This is a genomic window from Marinobacter salexigens, assembly GCF_002806945.1.
GTDB classification, from domain to species: Bacteria; Pseudomonadota; Gammaproteobacteria; order Pseudomonadales; family Oleiphilaceae; genus Marinobacter; species Marinobacter salexigens.
The window spans coordinates 44,586-60,957 of sequence record NZ_NIHC01000008.1; the positions used below are offsets into that span (position 1 = coordinate 44,586).

At 55.6% G+C, this 16,372-nt stretch carries 16 protein-coding genes; 15 read left to right on the plus strand and 1 reads right to left on the minus strand.

Annotation, left to right across the window (positions count from 1 at the left end; all coding sequences use genetic code 11):
• The first annotated feature begins 19 nt into the window (after positions 1–19).
• Positions 20–1,675, plus strand: coding sequence for an acetolactate synthase large subunit (locus tag CDH47_RS14965; protein ID WP_239985827.1), 1,656 nt, complete (start codon positions 20–22; stop codon positions 1,673–1,675).
• 14 nt (positions 1,676–1,689) lie between these two features.
• A complete protein-coding gene (locus CDH47_RS14970) occupies positions 1,690–3,285 on the plus strand; it encodes a GMC family oxidoreductase (RefSeq protein WP_100640806.1) in 1,596 nt (531 codons plus the stop codon).
• 59 nt (positions 3,286–3,344) lie between these two features.
• Here the strand turns inward: CDH47_RS14970 and CDH47_RS14975 are convergent, their stop codons facing one another.
• The gene (locus CDH47_RS14975) at positions 3,345–4,673 is read right to left on the minus strand and encodes a peptidoglycan DD-metalloendopeptidase family protein (protein ID WP_100640808.1); all 1,329 of its coding nucleotides are present in this window, start codon (positions 4,671–4,673) and stop codon (positions 3,345–3,347) included.
• Positions 4,674–4,858: 185 nt separating this feature from the next.
• Here CDH47_RS14975 and CDH47_RS14980 point away from each other — a divergent pair, with 185 nt between their 5' ends.
• From CDH47_RS14980 to CDH47_RS15040, 13 genes are all read left to right on the plus strand, one after another.
• Positions 4,859–5,287 carry a ferritin-like domain-containing protein gene (locus CDH47_RS14980; RefSeq protein WP_100640810.1) on the plus strand — a complete coding sequence of 143 codons (429 nt, stop codon included), beginning with the start codon at positions 4,859–4,861 and terminating at the stop codon, positions 5,285–5,287.
• Positions 5,284–6,066 (plus strand): hypothetical protein, encoded by a 783-nt coding sequence (locus CDH47_RS14985; protein ID WP_100640812.1) that lies wholly within the window; start codon positions 5,284–5,286, stop codon positions 6,064–6,066. The genes CDH47_RS14980 and CDH47_RS14985 overlap by 4 nt, the downstream gene beginning before the upstream one ends.
• Positions 6,059–9,001 (plus strand): hypothetical protein, encoded by a 2,943-nt coding sequence (locus tag CDH47_RS14990; RefSeq protein WP_100640814.1) that lies wholly within the window; start codon positions 6,059–6,061, stop codon positions 8,999–9,001. The genes CDH47_RS14985 and CDH47_RS14990 overlap by 8 nt, the downstream gene beginning before the upstream one ends.
• Entirely contained in the window at positions 8,994–10,421 is a 1,428-nt protein-coding gene (locus CDH47_RS14995; protein WP_100640816.1) for a hypothetical protein, read from the plus strand. Before CDH47_RS14990 ends, CDH47_RS14995 begins: the two co-directional genes overlap by 8 nt.
• On the plus strand, positions 10,414–11,040 hold the full coding sequence (locus tag CDH47_RS15000) for a condensin complex protein MksE (protein ID WP_239985828.1): 627 nt from the start codon (positions 10,414–10,416) through the stop codon (positions 11,038–11,040). The genes CDH47_RS14995 and CDH47_RS15000 overlap by 8 nt, the downstream gene beginning before the upstream one ends.
• A gap of 33 nt (positions 11,041–11,073) precedes the next feature.
• Complete coding sequence (locus CDH47_RS15005; RefSeq protein WP_100640818.1) at positions 11,074–12,015, plus strand: ROK family protein; 942 nt, start codon at positions 11,074–11,076, stop codon at positions 12,013–12,015.
• A gap of 154 nt (positions 12,016–12,169) precedes the next feature.
• Entirely contained in the window at positions 12,170–13,597 is a 1,428-nt protein-coding gene (gene atpD / locus CDH47_RS15010; protein ID WP_100640820.1) for a F0F1 ATP synthase subunit beta, read from the plus strand.
• Positions 13,594–14,004, plus strand: a complete 411-nt coding sequence (locus CDH47_RS15015) for an ATPase (protein WP_100640822.1) — start codon at positions 13,594–13,596, stop codon at positions 14,002–14,004. Before atpD ends, CDH47_RS15015 begins: the two co-directional genes overlap by 4 nt.
• Positions 14,001–14,303, plus strand: a complete 303-nt coding sequence (locus CDH47_RS15020; RefSeq protein ID WP_100640824.1) for an AtpZ/AtpI family protein — start codon at positions 14,001–14,003, stop codon at positions 14,301–14,303. The genes CDH47_RS15015 and CDH47_RS15020 overlap by 4 nt, the downstream gene beginning before the upstream one ends.
• Positions 14,300–14,614: an N-ATPase subunit AtpR gene (locus CDH47_RS15025; protein WP_239985829.1), complete on the plus strand. Its 315-nt coding sequence runs from the start codon at positions 14,300–14,302 to the stop codon at positions 14,612–14,614. Before CDH47_RS15020 ends, CDH47_RS15025 begins: the two co-directional genes overlap by 4 nt.
• Positions 14,614–15,312, plus strand: a complete 699-nt coding sequence (locus tag CDH47_RS15030; protein WP_100640826.1) for a F0F1 ATP synthase subunit A — start codon at positions 14,614–14,616, stop codon at positions 15,310–15,312. Before CDH47_RS15025 ends, CDH47_RS15030 begins: the two co-directional genes overlap by 1 nt.
• Positions 15,309–15,587: a F0F1 ATP synthase subunit C gene (locus tag CDH47_RS15035; RefSeq protein WP_022990721.1), complete on the plus strand. Its 279-nt coding sequence runs from the start codon at positions 15,309–15,311 to the stop codon at positions 15,585–15,587. The genes CDH47_RS15030 and CDH47_RS15035 overlap by 4 nt, the downstream gene beginning before the upstream one ends.
• Before the next feature lie 8 nt (positions 15,588–15,595).
• The gene (locus CDH47_RS15040) at positions 15,596–16,372 is read left to right on the plus strand and encodes a F0F1 ATP synthase subunit B family protein (protein ID WP_100640828.1); all 777 of its coding nucleotides are present in this window, start codon (positions 15,596–15,598) and stop codon (positions 16,370–16,372) included.

The following is a 16,372-nucleotide window of genomic DNA, read 5'->3' on the forward strand; positions in this document are numbered from 1 at the left end:
AATACCAAGGAGAATAATAATGAACGGCGCGCAAGCCTTGATGAAAACCCTGGTGGACGCTGGTATTGAAGTTTGTTTCAGCAATCCAGGTACCAGCGAGATGCACTTTGTGGCGGCGCTGGATGATGAACCAAAAATGCGCGCTGTGCTGGCACTGTTCGAGGGCGTGGCAACCGGTGCTGCCGATGGCTACGCCCGTATGGCCGACAAGCCCGCTGCTACACTGCTGCACCTGGGATGCGGACTCGGCAATGGCTTGGCTAACCTGCACAACGCCCGCAAAGGCAAGGTGCCAGTGGTCAACATTGTTGGCGACCACGCCATAGAGCACGTGAAATACGATGCCCAGTTGCAATCGGATATCGAGACTGTGGCCCGCAATGTGTCGCCAGGTTTCGTCCGCACCTCAAAAACCACTGCTGAACTGTGCAAAGATGCCGTGGAAGCCATCACCACAGCCCGCGGCCTACCCGGCCAGGTTGCCACACTGATCTTGCCCGCCGATGTGTCATGGGGAGAGGGCGGCAGCCCCTGCGCGATCCCGAAACAGATAGCGTCTCCGGTGGCCGATGATGACGCCATACGGGCCGTGGTCGACGCTATTCAATCCGGAAAAAAGACAGCGTTGCTTTTGGGTGGACGAGCATTGCGTGAGCCGGCCCTGATGGCCGCTGCAAAAATTGCCGCTGCCAAGGGGGTGAAACTACTGGCAGAAACCTTCCCGACCCGTATGGAGCGTGGCGAAGGCTTGCCGCCGGTTGAGCGCGTAGCTTATCTGGCGGAACTGGCAGGCGTGCAGTTGGCCGACATTGATCACCTGATTCTGGTGGACAGCAAGGCACCTGTGTCCTTCTTTGCCTACCCTGGCAAAAAGAGTTATCTGGTGCCGGATACGTGCACTGTTCATACCTTGTCCCGCCCCGATCAAGATGCCCGGGCCAGCCTTGAAAAACTGGCCGAGGTACTGGGCGCCGACAAAGCCCAGCCCAAGATCCAACAGCTGCAGCCGCCATCGGCGCCGCGCGGTCGCCTTTCAGCACCCAAAGTCTGTAAAGCCGTTGGTCACTACCTGCCAGAGAACGCCATTATTATCGACGAGGCCATCACCTCCGGGTTGATGTTGAATGCCATGACTGCGGCTTCACCCCGTCACGACATGATTGCCTTAACCGGCGGTGCCATTGGCCAGGGCCTGCCCAACGCAGTCGGCGCGGCGATTGCCTGCCCCGAACGGCCAGTCATTGCGCTGATTGGTGATGGCACGGCGATGTATACCATTCAAGCTCTGTGGACCATGGCGCGTGAGCAGTTGAATGTCACCACCATAATATTCAACAACGCGTCATACTCTGTGCTGAACATCGAACTGGAGCGTGTAGGCGCGGAAGAGGTGGGCGCCAAGGCCAAATCGCAGCTGGACCTGAATGGCCCGGTGTTGAATTTCGCCCAGTTGGCACAGGGTATGGGGGTTCATGGTGTGCGGGTGGACACGGCCGAGGCCTTCAATCACGCCCTTGAATACGCTCTGTTGCAGCCTGGCCCCCACTTGATCGAGGCCATGGTGCCGGAGTCATTGAGCGGTTTAAAGCGAAAAATACTGCCCTGGGTATTACGTTCTTTGCCGAGCTTGCCTGTTCCGCTTACCCGCACTCTGAAAAACAAAATTGCGCCCTGACCTTCGGAATCGCCATGTACGACTACATCATCATCGGGGCCGGCTCTGCCGGCTGCGTGTTAGCCAACCGGCTGTCGGAAGATCCGGGTAACCGGGTCTGCCTGCTGGAGGCGGGGCCCAGTGACCGCACGCACTGGATACGCAACTGCAATCCCCTGAACATGCTGATGTTGATGAACAGCCGTACCTACAACTGGCGCTATCACACCGAGCCTGAAGCAGGCACTGGTAATCGCGCGCTTTTTTGGCCCAGGGGGCGCGCCCTGGGTGGATCCAGCTCCATCAACGCCATGATTTACACTCGGGGCCACCCGCAGGATTACGACCACTGGGCCTCATTGGGCAACCCCGGCTGGGATTACCAGAGTGTATTGCCCTGGTTTCGCCAATCGGAACGGCAGGCGCAAGGTGCGGATGAATGGCATGGCGATCAGGGCACCATGGATGTTGTGCGAACCAACTACCATTTTCCCGCTAGTGAGGCTTTTGTGACCGCCTGTGGTGAAGCAGGCCAGGCTATCAATGAGGACTTTAACGGTGCCGAACAGGAAGGTTGTGGCTTTTTCCAGGTAACCCAAACGCCATCAGGGCATCGGGCAAACAGCGCCTACGCGTTTCTGGATGAAGTTATGGAGCGGCCCAACCTCACGGTTTTGACGGGCGTGCATGCTACCCGAATCTGTTTTGACGGCACGGTGGCTACCGGTGTGGAGATAGCCCGTAACGGCTCTAAAGGGGATCGCGAAGTCCTGAAGGCGGCGAGGGAAGTCATCCTGAGTGCTGGTGTTATCAATTCACCGCAACTGCTCAAACTGTCCGGTGTTGGTCCGGCGGAGGAATTACAGGCTCTTGGCATCCCGCTGGTTCATGATTTGCCAGGTGTTGGTGAGAACCTTCAGGATCACCCCGATGTTATTATCCGATGTCGGGACAAGACTGGCACCTCGCTGGCGGTTGCTCCAACTCGTAATAGCCTGGCATTTTTTACGCGGATGCTGAGGCAGAAGAATTTTGTGTTCACCCCGACCGACTGCGGCGGCTTTGTGCGCTCTCATCCCAATGAGCCCATCCCGGATCTGCAATTGCAGTTTGCGGCCATACGGATGCAGCCACACGGTCGCGGGCTGTTTACCTCTATGCGCTCGGGGTTTGTGCTGCACATCTGCCATCTGCGCCCGGAAAGCCGCGGGCGTGTGGTGTTACGCAGTGCCGATCCGTTTGCCCACCCGGTTATTCATGCCAACTACCTTGAGCAGAGAAAAGAGCTTGATGCTCTGGTGCGGGGCATTCGCTTGGGACGAAAAATTCTTGCCCAGCCCGCGATGGAGCCTTTTCATGGGGGAGAGGAAAGCCCGGGGCCAAAAGTCCAAAGCGATGAGCAGTTGCGCCAGTGGATACGTGACCATGTCGAGACGGTTTACCACACAGCAGGCACCTGCTCCATGGGGAAGGGGGGGAAGGCTGTGGTGGATTCAGAGCTGCGGGTGCATGGAGTTCAGCGACTGAGGGTTATTGATTCGTCGGTGATGCCCACCATCACGGGCAGCAACATTCATGCGCCGACCGTGATGATTGCCGAAAAGGGCGCGTACAGTATTCTCAACCGCTGAAGCAAGTTCTGAATACTTCTCGCGTACCCAGTGATTTGTGGCTCAGGCAAGCTGCTGGGTTAATCGAATTGAGTGTCGATGCCCGCCAGCATCAGGTTCGACCGACTGCCGGCATCACTCATTACCGCTAGCTTGTACTCGGCGACCCTTTCGAACCGCTTGAGCGCCGTTTTTGGTACATCTGAAGCGGTAGGAATATCGGCTTTCAATGGGTTTACCGGTCTTTGGTTCATGTGCAGTTCGAAGTGCAAATGAGGACCGGTACTGCGGCCCGTGTTACCGGAATGTGCGACTTTTTCTCCACGCCGGACTTGCTGCCCCTTTCGCACAAAGATTTTATCCAGATGCAAGTAGCGGGTTTTGTAGGCATTGCCATGATTAATGTCGACATATTTCCCGGCATAGCGGTGATTGCCCACCCGCTCGACAACACCGTCGCCGGTACTCATGATTGGTGTACCGACAGGCGTGGCCAGGTCAACACCATTGTGAGGCGACCGGCGGCCGGTAATGGGATGAAGCCGGTTCGGGTTGAAATGAGAACTCACCCGAAAGGATTTGGCCGTAGGTAGGCGCCTGAATGCGGGCAAGACACTTTTTCCGTTCTGGTCGTAATAGTTGCCATCGTCGAACAGGAACGCCGTGTGAGTTCGGTTGCGCCGTTCAAGCGACACTGCTTCAATGCGGGTTTTTCCGGTACTTTCGGAGGCCGTCCTTTCATGGCCGACAATAACCGCGAAGGTATCCCCAGCCCTCAATTCCCGCCTGAAGTTGATTTGGTGCTCGAGCAGTTGCTGGACCGACGCAATCTGAGTTTTGGAGAGCCCGGCGTTCAGGGCTGACTGGTAAAAACTGCCACGAATGGAACCCTTCAACACTTCTGATACCCAGTGAGTACTTTGCTCGGTTTCCTGATATTCGAATGTATCCTTTTCCACTCTGGTGTAGGCAAGAGAACGGGCAGGATCCAGGTCCAGCGCCAGTTGTTGGAATTCTCCCTGTTTGTTGAAGGTCAGCTTGAGTTCGGTTCCCGGTCTGAGAGTTTCCAGGGCCAGATATTCCACATCGGCCTTCATAATGCGGTGAAGGTCGGCCTGCGAGGCTCCGGATTCGCTAAAAATGCTGCTGAGGCTATCTCCGGGTTTAACCTTGTAATGGACACTATAGGTTTCCGGGGCCGAGACGCCTGACGATAACGGCTGGTTTTTGTTTTGGGGATCTGGCTGTTGAGCAGGGTCTGCCAGCTGATCCACCACTTTGGCACTCGGCGAGCCAATGTTTGTAGATGATTCACTTTGTGGCGACCAGACCCCGGCCACGAGAATTAGTGAAACTGCACCGGCTAATAAAACCGCATGGATTGGCGTATACATTCTTGAATGGATCATTGATAGAGTGTCTCTTGGCAGGCTTGCGGCCACATTGATACAGCGCAATAAGATTACCGGATTTCTGTGATCCTTTCTAATGTTAAGCAAGTGCACGGTGGCGCTGTGTCCGCGTAGATAGGTTGCCAATCAGGAGGGGGCGGTGCAGGAGATTCAGGATATTAAATGTATTTGAGGCTCTAACTATGAGTAGTCTGACTGAGAAAGAGGTTCGTGCCTTGCACGAGGCGCTGGATGATGAGTACAAGGCTTGGGCGACTTATGATCAGGTGCTTGCTGACTTTGGTGACGTTCGCCCTTTCAGTAATATTCGTGACGCCGAGGGCCGCCATATAAATGCATTGCTCAGGCTGTTTGAACGCTACGATCTTCCTGTACCTGATAACCCCTGGCCCGGAAAGGTTGCGCGGTTTGCCAGCCTCCAGGAGGCTTGTGAGGCAGGGGTCAAGGATGAAGTTGAGAATGCTGACTTGTACGAGCGGTTATTCGAAGCGACAGAGCGCCCGGAAATCCTAACGGTCTTGCGGAATCTTCAGGCGGCATCACAGGAGCGACATCTACCTGCATTCCAGCGCTGCGTGGAAGGCCGTGGTGGCAGGCGGCGAAACTGTTGAGCGATTACATCCAGAAAATTCTCCGCGGCCAGCCTATCAACTACGAGGCCTTTTTGAAAAAGCTTCCAGAGCCGTTTCGTGGTCGCCACCGGCATCTGTTTGCCACGAAAAAGGTGCAGGCCAATCGGTGGCTGATAACGGTTCTGGATGAAACTGCGTTTGCGGAACTGCAGAATGTAATGGAGACCCCCGGCAGCCGGGTGGAGGCTGCGATGAAGGGCAATTCTCACCGTCACGGTACTGGCGTCAGTTTTCTTCTTGTTTACCATCAGGGGTTGGATTCCAACCGGCCGGATGTGGTGGTCATCGGGAAGGCTTCTGTGGACGCTGGCTTCCAACAGGCCCGCTCTGTGCTGGTCGTAGAGAACGAGCGCAATTTCTATCACTATCGGCAGATGCTGAGCTTTGCCAGCATGGCTTTGGGTAGGCACCTGGCGTTGGCAGAGTGTGATGTGGTGCTGGGCGGCGGCAATCGGATTACCCGTGGCGCCGTTCTTGAGTGGTTGAAGGGCTATGAAGACGTATTTTGCGCCTTCGATTATGATGCAGGGGGTCTGCAAATGTTCTCTACGATGACCGCCCCCTTGGCTGATAGAGTGCATTTTGTCCAGCCGTCCAACTGGCAACCCTGGTTGAGCCGATTCCGCAAAGCGCCAGACACTACCGAAAGGTTTACAAGAGCCATAGGGTTGGCGGAAGGCCTTGGGTTTGTGTCGCTGGCAGAGGCTTTTCGAAAAACAGGAAAATTCATGGAACAGGAGTTGGTTCTGGATGAGTGAACCCCAAACGATACCGGGCAATTTCACCTTCGGCATCCGCCGCCTTGTGCTGGTGGATTCTGCTGGCTTTTGTTACGTGGAAATCCCGGTGGATAACCACGGTTTGATTTTGGGGCCGGGCAACCTGGGTAAGTCCAGCCTGCTGAATTCCTTGCGCCTGTTTTTGCTACCGGAAAACAACTTCAAGAACAGCCGCAAGAAATTTGCCTTCCGCAATGCCAGCGCCGGCAGCTTCTACACCAACGAAGAAAGCTACCAGCATTACTTCCCCAGCCAGTTCAGCTTCCTGATTATGGAAGCCGAGAACCCGGCCGGTGTACATTGCCAGATCCTCTACCGGGACAACGCCAGCCAGCTCAGCTATGGGCGGGCTTTTGCACCTGTCAGCTACGATCAATTGCGGCCGTTATTCTGGAACAGCGATGATGAGGCTGGTATTGGCACGGCGGTGCCGGAGTTGTCATTCAGTCGCCTGTCAGAGGTTTTGAAAAAGCTCTCCAAAGAAACCCGTTTGGTGAGTGACCCGGCCAAGCTGAAACAAATGCTGTACAGCAGCGAACTGATGCACGCGGATGCCGTGCGCTATTCCGTGCTGCCTTTGGGTGAATCTGACGAGCGCAGGGTACAGTCTTTGCGCACCCTGATCCTGTTGCTGTTTGAAATGAAAGCCGATGATCAGGCCATGGCCAATGCAGTAGCCAGCATCATTGAAGCTGACAAGAAATTCGCCGATGACGCCTTCGATTTCAACATAGACGACTTCCTCAATCGGCATGATCAGTTAAAGCAGCAACAAACCCAGCTGAACCGCATTGAAAAAGAACGCCCCCGGTTTGAGAAGTTGCACCGGGATTATCAGGTCTACCAGACTTTGCTTCGCAGCCAGCATGACTTTGCTGCGTTTCGGGATGGCGTGACCAATGCCCTGCAAGACATAGGCAGCCGACGCAAAACGGCAGTGGAAGCCTGGAACGAGCAGAACGACATTCTGCGCCACGTTCTGCAGGGCCTGAAAAAACTGGAACAGGAAGAAAGCGGCCTGAAAGGGGAGATCCGCTCGGCCGACCGGCGTATCAAACAGGCGGAACAGAACCAGAAAGATGGTGAATTGCTCCTGTCGCAATACGGTGACATGACCCTTCAGGAAATCGAGGAGGTCCAGAAAGAGGAGCTGGCTGGTAAGAGAAGCCACCTGGCCGCCTTGCAAAGCGCAGCCCAGGCAGAAATACGGCTGGAGCAGATCCAGAAGAAAAAAGATGAACTTGAGCGCAAGCGCGACGCCTTGAAAGAGCGGGAAAGCAAGCAGCAATGGCAGCTGCAAAACCAACTGGACGAAGCCACCGCCGCGCCTTTGCGGGCTGTTGACCCGCGCCTGATGATGGCCAGCCCAGGGCAGGATCTGGATGCGAACTGCAAGGCCACCATTGAAGCCTTTGCTCGCCTGTTTGTGCCCAGCGACCGTGGCTTTGACTGGTTCGACACCGAATATCCGGCGCAACCAGCAAGGCAGGCGAACTATGCCGAGCAGCGCCAGCAAATCCTGGGCGAACTGAATGGCCTTGAAAAGGAACGCTCCGAACTTGCGGAAACCGGCAATCAGGAACACGATCGTCCGCGCCTGATTGAGCGCACGGAAAAGGAAATCCGCGCCATTGAAAAAGACCTGGACACTTTGAGCCGTTTCCCGGCCGCGGCTACCAACCTGAAAGATGCCACCGAAGATAAAAAGGCGGCTGACGAACAGTTGGCCAGGGTCCATGAACAAGCCCGGCTGGAGCAGGAAAAACAGGAAGCCGTGCAACAAAAAGCGGCCAAAGCCAAGGCAGAAAAAGAGCGCACTGAAGAGCGGGAGAAGGAACTTGCAGGCCTGAGCCGCAGTGTGGGCACGGTGGAGCACCGCTTCCCGCACTTGAAAGCCCTGAAGTCGGAGCAACCGCTCGCAGTAGAACAGGTGTCTGTGGCTGCGTTTGATGATCTGCAAACTCAACTGGATGACCTGGAAGAGCGTCGCCGCAGCATCCTTGATCACCTGCGCCAATTCGTTTACCTGAATATCCACGAGGACACGGAAGGCGCCCTGCAAAAGGACAGCCCATCGTCATCGGTAATCCGCGAAACCTTCAAAAGCCTCTCTGATCTGTTTGCCGGTATGGCCGAGCGTTGGAACATGCTGGAGCAGCAAATCGGGATTCACAACGAGACAGTCGCCAGCTACCGGCAGGCTCTGAAATCCAATCATGAACACATTGCCCGCTTTGAAGCTCAGCTCAACCGCGAACTGGACGGCGTTCGCATCAACGATCTGGTAGAGATTCGTGTGGATATCCATACCGACCCGAAATTCCGCAATCTGGTGGAAGAAGCCAACAACATCGACCCCTATGGTGACCAACTGCAGTCGGACGCTTTTTACGACCGTTTGCGGGTGTTCGTAGCGGACTTTTTCGGGGAGCAGAGCGGCAGCAAACGCCTGACCATGGACAAGGTGATTACCGGCATTTCCTACCGAACCCGCAAGGAAAACACCGCTAATCTGGACAAGAAAGGCCAGTCAACTTCCACTACGGCCCTCATCAACCTGGAACTGGTACACCGGCTGTTAAAACGGGTGCTGTACCCAGGCGTGCAGCTGTCTTTCCCCATGGTGCTGGACGAGTTGGCCAGTGTGGACGTCAGCCAGCTGCCCTCGTTGCTGGAGCGCTTGCGAAAACAGGGGTTTAATCTGTTCTCTGCTGCCACCCACAGCGCCAGCGCAGAAGTGATTTACTTGATCGGCCGGCACTTGGAAGTAGGGCAGATGCGCACATCACGCCCCTATAACCCGCAGCGCACGCTGGTGTTCTGGGGCGGCGCCGAGGGCTTCACCAATGGTGAACCGCTGAGCCAGTGGGCGGATCAAACCCAGACCAACCTGCTGGAGCCGGCAGATGAGTAAACGCTTCAGCACCCTGGACACGACCCGGCTACTGTTCGAACACCCGAAGATCCTGTTCAGATTGATCGAGCGGATGGACAGGAACGAGAGCCGTCATATCCGGGAAAGCGATCTTGTGGCTGAAGTGATGGACTATACCTGCACCCTGGGCAAAGCTGACCGGAGCCGGGTGCGTTTGGCGATGAACACAGACAACCTCTTCCGCAGTGGTCTGGTGATCGATATTGTAAAAGCCGAAGGCGAGCGGCGGCTTGTGTTTCAGGATGCCCTGATCAACCTGATGCGGGCTTGCAACGCATCGCTGTATCAGGAGCTGACCGATGCTCGCCTGAGAGGCCATCTGGTTACCCTTCGTGATGTGCGTAACCGTCTGGAAACCAGCAGCTTCAGCGAGGCCGACCCGGATTACACCGAACTGCGGGACGATCTGAACGAGCGCGTGAGCCAACTCATCGGCCTGCTGCGCCAGAACGTTTTACGTATGCAAACCATCAGCGCGCAGCTCGCCGACCTGTCTGGCGATGCCAGCCGAACCCCGGATAAATACCTGGAATTTCGCCAGAACCTGTTTGAACAGATCGTTACTCTGTACGAGCGCCACATCAAACCGACTCTGGTGTTTCTTAATCCGGATACGCGGCTCCCCGATGGCAGCAACCTGTTCGAGACCCTGGAAGCCATGGTCAGGCTGCTGGAAAACGCCGGTGAGCACGACCTGGCGGATCAGTTATTCCGTTCCTCGATTAGCCTCAACGCTCTTTACAAGCCCATTCAGACGGTGGCCCAGGAGGTGGAGCACTTTCTGCGGAAAACCCGGCGCGGTATGTCCCAGTACAATGCCATGGAGCATTTCTTCGGCAAACTGAGGGAGCTCAAGGATGAAACCGAAACCCTCAGCCTGCGCCGCAAGTGGCTGGAAGGCGGCGGCTTTGCCCGCAGCACGGGTTTTCTGATGGGTTTGCGCGCCCAGCCGCACCCCAAACATTACGCCTTCGGCAATTCATCCAGCTATTACCAGTTGTTGTTCAGCGAGCTGGAGTTACGCTTGAGTGATCTTCGGCGACAAGCCGAGGCTCCGGTATTGCAGGAAGTTGAGGGAAGTGGCCGACACACCCGTATTGATGCTCAGCGTATCAACCAGCTTTATTATTGGCTGGAATCCCTGGAGCTGCGGCCCACGGCAGATCTGGTAAGCGAGCTGCATGGCCGCCTGGACGGTTTTATTCCCGGCTATCGTTTCCCGGATTTGCTGGCGGCGCTTAACCGGCTGGTGAATTCGCCACCGGAGGGCATGCGGGTGGTGACCACCAATCGGTTCAGAATGCTGGAGCAGCCAACGGACGGCGAGCAGTTTGTCTATCGCAGACGCCGTCTTGAAGCGGAACCCACAACCAGCCAGATAGAGCAACGCCATGCCTGAATTCTCTGACGCAATGGGAACGGTCGAAATCGTGGATAAACCGGAACAAACCAGCAGCTTCGAGCAGATCCTGCCCGCCCACAGCACAGCTATTTACCGCGAATTTCAGGCAGGCAGGGTGATTGTTCGGGATGTGTGGGACAGCAACCGCGCCGAACTGCGCGCCAACCCGCTCTACAATGTGCTGTTCAACCACCTGTCCCATTTCCGGACGCTATACGAACACCTGGGTAGTGAGCTGGTGTTCAACGAAACCGGTGGCTTTTTCTTTCTCAAGGAGAGCAGCGACGACGAAAGTGAAGAGCATGATGTGAATGCCTTCCGGGTGCAGGTGATACTCCTCCTGATCGGGCGCTATTTTGCACGCAGCGGTCGGGATCTGGATTACCTGGGCCGCCCCGATGCTGGGTTGAATGAACAAGACCTTACAACCCTGGCCGCGGACGAGGAGTATCAGGACATCCTTCGGGCTGCGCGCTTCGAGAAAGGCTTACCCGAAGCCCTGGATTATCTGGATAAACGCAATCTGCTGTTTCGCTCGGGTGCCGCTCGTTACTTTCTTAGTTCTGCCGGCATGTACTTTCTGCAAGAGCTGGTTCGGGAGTATGAGCAGGGCTAGGAAGTTGTTGGCTTAACAAAACAGGAATGGTCCATGTGCAGCGATTGGCTTATTGGTATTGATCTCGGTGGCACCAAAATCGAAGTCATCCTGATGAAACAAGAGGGCGATCAGCATTTTCAGAGCCGCGAATATTTCCGAAAGCGTGTGCCAACACCCAAGGGGGATTACCACGCTACCCTTCGGGCCATTCAGTCGCTGGTGCAGGATGCTGAAGCGCAGGCCGGTGTCAGCGGTTTACACGTGGGCATTGGTGTACCTGGTAGCGTTTCTGGTATCACCGGCAGAATCAAAAATGGCAACTCCACATGGCTTAATGGCCAACTTATGCAGGATGACTTACGCGCTCTGTTGCAGCGGCCGGTCACTCTTGCCAACGATGCCAATTGTCTGGCGCTGTCTGAGGCTACGGATGGCGCAGGAAAAGATCACGATGTGGTGTTCGCGGCCATACTGGGCACAGGTTGTGGAGCGGGCGTAAGTGTAAATGGCCGGGTCCTCAAGGGCCCAAACGGGGTTGCCGGTGAGTGGGGGCACAACCCGTTAGCCTGGACTCCACAAGCGGAGCTGGAGCGACGCCCGTGCTTCTGTGGCAACAACGGTTGTAATGAAAGATTCGCCTCTGGTACCGGGCTGTCACTGACGCACAAGTTTCTGACTGGCGAAGACCAACCCGCCCGGCAAATCGCCGAAAATGCCCGTCAAGGTAATAAAGAGGCTGCTGGGTCATTGAGTCAGTATCTGGAGCATCTGGCTCGTGGGTTGGCGGCCGTGATCAACGTGCTGGATCCGGACATTATTGTGCTGGGCGGTGGCATGAGTAATACAGCACAAATTTACCAGGAGTTGCCACTACGATTATCAAAATATGTGTTCGGTGGTGAGTGCGGAACGCCGGTGGTTCCCGCCGTTCATGGCGACTCCAGTGGGGTGAGGGGCGCAGCCTGGCTTTCGAGGCCTTTGGACACGCCGTAGGTTGAAAAATCAGGGGCCAGGATCGCTATCAAGTGACCCAACTCAATGCCAGTCAGGCATTTATCGACTAGTCTGAAGGTCAATGTTCCGAATTGGGGACACGCTATCTAACAAGGTTGCAGGCCGCAACTCCCAAGGGATCAGGCAGGTAAACATGTCACATCAGGCAGTTCACAGCTCCAAGGTTAATGAATCCGACTTGAACTCCAGTACCGACGCTGCGGGTTCCGGGCAGGTTGTCGCAATCCGTGGCGGTGTTGTCGATGTGAAATTCCCCGGCACCTCGCCGCGAATTCAGGATATTCTCTATGCTGGCAACCTGGCGCTTGAGGTTGCTTCGCTGCTGGATAATGGTGCAGTGCGCTGCATGGCATTGGCACCCGTACGCGGATTAGGCCTCGGCATGGCTGTTCAGGCTGCGGGTTCGCCGATACAGGTGCCGGTAGGAGATTCCGTGCTTGGTCGAATGCTTAATGTGTTTGGCGAGCCGATTGATGACAAACCCGCCCCTGCAGCTGCGGTGCGGCGCTCCATTCATCAGCCCCCACCAACACTGGAAGACCGGGTTATACACAGCGATATCCTTGAAACCGGCATCAAGGCCATTGATCTGCTCTCACCGATTGAGCGGGGTGGAAAAACCGGGTTGTTCGGCGGCGCAGGTGTAGGCAAAACTGTGCTGATCACGGAATTAATCAACAACACAGTTCAACACTATCAGGGCGTAAGTCTGTTCTGTGGCATTGGTGAACGTTCGCGTGAGGCCGAAGAACTTTACCGGGAAATGGGCGATGCCGGTGTACGGGATAAAACCGTTATGCTGTTCGGGCAGATGAACGAAGCCCCGGGTGTACGGTTTCTGGTGGGTAAAACTGCACTCACCATGGCGGAGTATTTCCGCGATGAACAGAAACAGGATGTGTTGTTGCTCATCGACAACATTTTCCGATTTGTACAGGCTGGATCAGAAGTTTCCGGGCTGATGGGCCGAATGCCTTCGCGGGTTGGTTACCAGTCCACCTTGGCTACTGAGTTGGCCAGCTTGCAAGAGCGCATTACCTCAACCCGAAACGGAGCTATTACCTCCATTCAGGCAGTCTACGTGCCGGCGGACGATTTCACCGACCCGGCAGCAGCCCATATTTTCTCGCATCTGTCAGCCTCTGTGGTGTTATCCCGAAAGCGGGCCAGTGAAGGCTTGTATCCGGCGGTTGATCCGTTGGGTTCCACCTCCGTTATGCTGACCCCTGCCATTGTAGGTCAGCGCCACTACGACATTGCCCGAGCGGTGCGCCGTACCTTGGCAGAGTATGAGGATCTGCGGGACATCATTGCGATGCTGGGTATGGAGGAGTTGTCAGCCGCAGACCGTGCCACTGTAGCGCGGGCGCGACGGCTTGAGCGCTTTCTCACCCAACCCTTTTTCACCGTTGACGCGCTTACCGGCGACAGCGGCAGGCGAGTGTCCATCAAGGACACCTTGGACGGTTGTGAAACCATCCTTAATCAGACTGAGTTTGATGATAACGAAACCGACTATTATATGATTGGTTCGCTAAAAGATCTGGAGGCAAAATCATGAGCCTCTCGGACTCCATGCAGGTAACACTGAGGCTGCCAACCCAAACGCTTTTCAAAGGCCAGGCGCGCCAGCTATTTGCAACTGCTCAGAACGGTGCTTTTGGCATGCTGCCAAACCACACTGACTTCGTGACTGCACTGGTGCCTTCGGTGCTGATTCTTACCGCAGAAGATGGTAGCGAACGCTTCTTTGGTATTGATGAGGGTGTTCTGATGAAAAAGGGCCACCAGGTAGATATAGCTATTCGCCGTGGTGTTCAGGGAACAGATTTAGATACCCTGAATGAAACGATACAGGAAGCCTTTGTAGAAGTTGATGAAGAGGAACGGGTCGCGCGCTCCGCGTTGTCCCGGCTGGAGGCGGGCATAGTGCGGCGGTTTGGCGACTTGCGGAAACCTACAGTATGAGCACTAAAAACGATCGCTCCGCAGATGATATACGGCGCAGCGCGGAGCGCATGAAGCGCGCCCGGAATGAGCCGGGAGTCAGCCCTTTGCGCGGCCTTGGCGCTTTCGGAATCATCGGGTGGTCGATCGCTGTGCCAACTGTTGCAGGCGCTTTCCTTGGGATGTGGTTAAACAAAGTGGCGCCACAGAACTTTTCCTGGCCCATTGCGCTGATTTTGGGTGGCGTGGTTGTAGGAGGCATTATTGCCTGGAGCTGGATCGAAAAAGAAGGGCCGGATCAGAAGGGAGACAAGCGGTGATAACGGTAGACTGGCAAGCGGTACTCTTGGGGTTTTCATTTGGTTTACCCGTCAGTGCATTGTTTTTCATAGGGCTGGCCTGGGGTATGCGACGCGCCTTGGGCTCAGACCGCCCCGGGCTTTGGCTGATGACCAGTTCTTTCTGTCGGATTGGGATACTGCTAGGTGTTGGTTTTCTGGTAACCGCTTACGCCGGCAGTAATTGGGCCATCGCCGGTTATGCACTGGCATTTTTCCTGGCGCGACTGGCAGCTGTGCTTTGGGCCAGAGTAGGCAAGGCGCCCATCACTTCGGTACAGGAGAGTGCATAATGCAGCTTACCCCTGATGATATCGTGGTTTTTACACTGGCAGGCCTTGAGTTCAATGCCACCATTGTAAACACCTGGATTGTGATGGCGCTGCTGGTGGGTATTTCGATGTTGATTACCCGCAATCTGCGCCCGGATGTGCCGCCCAATCGCTGGCGGACAGCGCTTGAGACCATCGTAAAGCTGATTCAGGGCCAGATCGAGGAGGTTACCCGCAACTCGGCGCGCCATGTTATGTACTTTGCCGGCACTCTGTTCCTGTTCATCGCCTTATCAAACCTGATGCTGGTGATACCCGGGTTTTCACCGCCCACATCCTCGTTATCCACTACGGCTGCCTTGGCTTTGTCCGTGCTGGCTGCTGTGCCGGTGTTTGGCATAGCCAGTGGAGGTGTCAGGCATTACCTCAAAACCTTTATTGAACCCTCAATCATTATGTTGCCGTTCAATATTATCGGCGAGTTCTCCCGGGGCATTTCCTTGGCCATCCGCCTTTACGGTAATGTGATGAGTGGCGCTGTTATTGCGGCTATCTTGCTCACCGTCGCACCATTTTTTTTCCCGGTGGTCATGGACATTCTGGGCTTATTAACCGGCATGATTCAGGCCTATATTTTTGCCATTCTGGCCACCGTCTACATCTCATCTGCTACAGCAGAACCAGACCCTTCCGTTCTCAAAAAAGAGGATAAGTCATGACCGACCTTGCCATTATTGCGGCCATTTCGATATTTACAGCCGGCCTTACCATCGCTATTGGAGCCATTGGCCCGGCGCTGGGTGAGGGGCGGGCCGCTGCAGCTGCGATAGCCGCCATCGCACAACAACCGGATGCAGCGCCAACCTTGTCACGCACCCTGTTCGTAAGCCTGGCGATGATTGAGTCCACCGCTATTTACTGTTTTGTGGTGGCGATGATTCTGATCTTTGCCAACCCGTTCTGGGATGCCATGCAGGTTGCCGCAGGAGGCTAGAGCCGATCATGTCCATTGACTGGGTTACCGTTATTGCGCAGATCGCCAATTTTCTGGTGTTGGTGTGGCTGCTGAAGCGCTTTCTCTATCGTCCCATTCTTGATGGTATCGATGCCAGAGAGGCTGAAATAGCCCGGCGCATGGCCGAGGCCGGAGAGGCAGAAAAAAAAGCTCAAACCGCCGAAGCTGAGTTCCATCAGCAGAAGAAACAACTGTTGTCTGATCAGGATGCCTTGGTTCAACAGGCTTTGCGGGAATCGGAAGATCAGCGCGACAGCCTGCTTGCCGAGGCTCGAGCCAAGCTTGAGCAGGAACAGCGAGACTGGCACAAACACCTTGAGCGTGAGCGTCAGAAGTTTACGGCCCAACTGCAACGAGCTGGAGAGGAAACCCTGCTGGAACTCACCCGCAAAGCCCTCCGCGATCTTGCGGATGAATCACTGGAAGAAGCCATTGTTCGACAGGTTGGTGTGCGATTACACCCGATAGCACAGGAACTCTCAGACGCGGCAGGGGACAGCAAGGAAGCGATAGCGACCACTCACGATGCCTTGTCTGAGCCTGCGCAAGCGTTATTGAGGGCTGACGTAAATAAACTGTTGCCCGGCATTAACCTGCGTTTTGAAACTGACCCTGAACAGGCGCACGGTTTGGTTCTGCGGGTAGGCGGAGCTCAGGTTGCATGGACGGTAGACAGCTATACAGAAGAGTTTGATGCGCTGCTAAGTGAGCGCATTGCCGCCGGTGTGTCCGGGCGAGTTCAGCCCGGTACTGCAAAAGGATAG